General features: G+C 70.7%; 3 protein-coding genes. All 3 read right to left on the bottom strand.

The window, feature by feature from the left end; translation table 11 throughout:
• On the bottom strand, positions 1–1,648 hold a 1,648-nt coding region (locus AC1DOC_RS23610), incomplete at its 3' end, for an efflux RND transporter permease subunit (protein ID WP_478130602.1).
• A complete protein-coding gene (locus AC1DOC_RS23605) occupies positions 1,645–3,147 on the bottom strand; it encodes an efflux RND transporter periplasmic adaptor subunit (RefSeq protein ID WP_478130601.1) in 1,503 nt (500 codons plus the stop codon). The genes AC1DOC_RS23605 and AC1DOC_RS23610, both read right to left, overlap by 4 nt.
• The coding region (locus tag AC1DOC_RS23600) for a TolC family protein (protein WP_478130600.1) at positions 3,144–3,894 on the bottom strand (751 nt) is incomplete at its 5' end. The genes AC1DOC_RS23605 and AC1DOC_RS23600, both read right to left, overlap by 4 nt.

The following is a 3,894-nucleotide window of genomic DNA, read 5'->3' as shown; positions in this document are numbered from 1 at the left end:
CCGCGGTGAGGGCCAGCAGCACGGCGGCCACGGCCAGCGTTCCCTTGGGAAAGCGCAGCACCAGTTCCAGCGCGGGCCGGTAGGCCGCCATGAGCAAGCGGTTCACCGGGTTGGAAGCTTCATGCGGAATGCGCCCGCGGACCAGATAGCCCATGAGCACCGGAATCAGCGTGACCGACAGGCCCGCCGCGGCCGCCATGGCGTAGGTCTTGGTGAAGGCCAGCGGCGAGAACAGCCGCCCCTCCTGCGCCTCGAGCGAGAACACCGGCACGAAGGACAGCGTGATCACCAGCAGTGAGAAGAACAGCGCCGGCCCCACCTCCACGGACGCATCGGCCACCAGCTGCCAGCGCTCGGCCACCGCGGGCGGCCGTCCGTGCGCGGCCTCGAAGGCCTCGATGTGCTTGTGCACGTTCTCCACCATGACGATCGCGCCGTCCACCATCGCGCCGATGGCGATCGCGATGCCGCCCAGCGACATGATGTTGGCGTTGACCCCTTGCCAGTGCATGACGATGAACGCGGCCAGCACGCCGATGGGCAGCGCCACCACCGCGACCAGCGCCGAACGCAGGTGGAACAGGAACACCGCGCAGACCAGCGCCACCACGATGAACTCCTCGACGAGCTTGGAGCGCAGGTTCTGCACCGCGCGGTCGATCAGCAGCGAGCGGTCGTAGGTGGGTACGATCTCCACGCCCGGTGGCAGGCCCGGCTTGAGTGCCTCGAGCTTCGCCTTGACGGCCTCGATGGCCGTGCGCGCGTTCTTGCCCGATCGCATGACGACCACGCCGCCGGCCACTTCGCCTTCGCCGTCCAGCTCGGCGATGCCGCGGCGCATCTCGGGGCCGATCTGCACGGTGGCCACGTCGCGCAGCAGCACCGGCGTGGCGCCGGTCACCGCGAGCGGGATGGTCCGGAAATCATCGAGCGAGCGCAGGTAGCCGCGCGAGCGCACCATGTACTCCGCCTCGGCAAGCTCCACCACCGAGCCGCCCGAGGCCTGGTTGGCCTTCTGCAGGGCCTCCACCACTGCCGCCTGCGTGATGCCGAGCGCGCGCATGCGGTCGGGGTCGAGCACCACCTGGTACTGCCGCACCATGCCGCCGATGCTGGCCACCTCGGCCACGTCGGGCACGGTCTTGAGCTCGAACTTGAGGAACCAGTCGTTGAGCGCGCGCAGCTGCCCGATGTCGCGCGTGCCCGTGCGGTCGACCAGCGCGTACTCGTAGACCCAGCCCACGCCCGTCGCGTCGGGGCCGAGCGATGCGCTCGCGCCTGCGGGCAACCTGGCCTGCACCTGGTTGAGGTACTCCACCACGCGCGAGCGCGCCCAGTACGGATCGGTCTTGTCGTCGAACAGCACATAGACGAACGAGTCGCCGAAGAACGAATAGCCGCGCACGGTTTTGGCGCCGGGCACGCTGAGCATGGTGGTGGTGAGCGGATAGGTGACCAGGTCCTCGACCACCTGGGGTGCCTTTCCGGGGTAGGGCGTGCGGATGATGACCTGCGTGTCCGAGAGATCGGGCAGGGCATCGAGCGGCGTATGCGCCACCGACCACCCCCCCGCGGCCACCAGGAACAGGGTCGCGATCAGCACCAGGAAGCGGTTGCCGACCGACCAGCGGATCAGGGCGGCGATCATTTCGTGGCGCCCGATTGCAGCCGCTGGATGGAGACCAGCTCGTAGCCCATGGCGCCGCCTTCCCTGAACTCGAAGCGCACCGGGTCGCCCGGCTTGATCTCGGGGAATGCACTGGGCGCGGCCTTGCCGAAGCCCATCGTCATCGCGGGCCACTGGAGTGACGCGATTGGCCCATGCGAAATGGTGATGCCGTCGGGCGCCACGCTCTCGACCTTGCCTTCGGCCTGGTGAGTCACCACGGCCGGTGCCGGGGCGCTTGCGCCCGGTGCGGCCGCGGGTGCCGCCATGTTGCCGAGCACCGAGCGCAGCCGCGCCTCCGAGTCGATCAGGAACTGGCCGCTGGCCACCACCTGCTCGCCTTCGGACAGGCCCGAGACGACCTCGGTGTCGTCGCCCAGGTCCGCGCCCGTCGATACGTCGCGCGGCTCGAAGGCGCCGTCGGCCTTGCGCACGATGACGACGGCGCGCCGGCCGGTGCGGATCACCGCCTCCGAAGGCACCACCAGCCGGCTGCTCGCGGGCCCCGCCACCTGCAGCCGCAGCAGCATGCCAGGCGTGAGTTTTCCCTTGGTGTTGTCGACCTCGAAGCGGGCTTTCAGGGTACGGGTGGCGGTGCTGATCTCGGGCAGGATCTCGTCGAGCGCACCGTCGAACGACTGCGACGCGTCGGCCTGCAGAACGGCCTTGGCCTTCTGCCCGCGCGCGAGGCCAAGCGCCTGCGCCTCCGGAATCTCGGCCACCGCCCAGACCTTCTGCAGGCCCGCGATGCGGAACAGCGTCATGCCGGGCGTGACCGCGACGCCTTCGCGCACGCCCAGCTCGGCCACCACGCCATCGACCGGCGCGGTGAGCACATAGCGCGCCTGCGCTGTGCCGGTCTCCTCGCTGCGCCGGATGAGTTCGGCGGGAATCGACAGCGCCCGCATGCGGTCGCGGGCCGCCGCAACGAGATCGGGCGAAACGCCCGCGCGCCTGAGCGCAAGCCACTCGTTCTGCGGCCCGAGCCAATCGGGCGCGAAGAGTGTGGCCAGGGCCTGGCCCTTGCGCACGCGCTCCATCGGTGCGCGAACCGACAGGCGCTCGACGTAGCCGGCCACGCGGGTCTGCACCGCGGCATTGAGCCGTTCGTCGAACTGCACGGAACCGATGGCTTCGAACGAGGACGACGCGTCGGTGCGCCGCACCTTCGCATACCGGATGCCGAGGTTCTGCTGCGCGGCGGGGCTGATCTTCACGCCCGCGTCGCCAGCCGCACCGGTGGCGTTGTCGGCATACACGGGCACGAGTTGCATGTCCATGAACGGCGACTTGCCGGGCTTGTCGAAGYGCGGGCCGGGCACCATCGGGTCRTGCCAGTAGAGGACCTTGCGGCCATCGGGAGCGGCGGCCGCGGTCGGCGCATCCGCGGCCTGGCCCGTCTTGCGGCCCAGGTAGAAGGCACCCGTGGCGAGCAGCAGGGCGGCCAGCAGCGACACGCCCGCGGTGAGTTGTCGGTTCATTGCGCCACCTCGGCAGTGAGCGGGCGGAAGGCCAGTAGGATTCGGGCCCGCGTGAGATCGCGCTGCAGCGCCAGCAGCTTGCGCTGCGCTTCGAGCTCGGCATGCCGCGCCTCGAACGGCGCAGCGAGGCTCGCCTGGTTGGAGCGGTAGGCCGCCATCGCGGCGGCCGTCCTCTGGCCGGCGGGAACGACGACACCGGCGCGATAGCGCTCGATGCGCTGCCGCAGGCGCTCGGCATCGCTCGCGAGTGCGCGGTATTCGGCACCGGCGGCGCGGGTGGCCTCGGCCAGATCGGCTTCGGCCTTCTCGACCAGCGCCAGCCTGGCGGCGGTGTCGCGGTCCTGCCGTTCGCCGGGTGCCACGGGCAGCGGAATGCTCACGCCGACCGACACCATGTCGGAATAGCCGGTGCGCTGGCCGTAGGCCAGCTCCCAGGTCCAGTTGGGCTTGCGGTTGGACGCCGTGACCGCCGCCGCCTGCCGGGCCACGTCGACGTCGCGCTGCCGCGCGGCCACCGTGGCGTGCCCGGCCACATAGGCGTCTTCACCGGGCAAGGGAAGCTCGCCGACGGGCATCAGCTCGCCGGGTTGCACCCCCACCCAGCGTTCGAGCGCCACGCGCGCGGCGTCCTGCTGCTGCCGGATGTCCGCCGCCTCGTCCTCCGAGACGCCCTTTGCACCTGCCATTGCCAGCGCCTCCTGGCTGCTGCCGGCGGCCGACGACAGGCGCGCACGCGAAGCCTCCAGC

Source organism: Variovorax sp. 01T439_2 (genome assembly GCF_056398445.1).
This window is presented reverse-complemented; position numbering and strand designations above follow the sequence as displayed.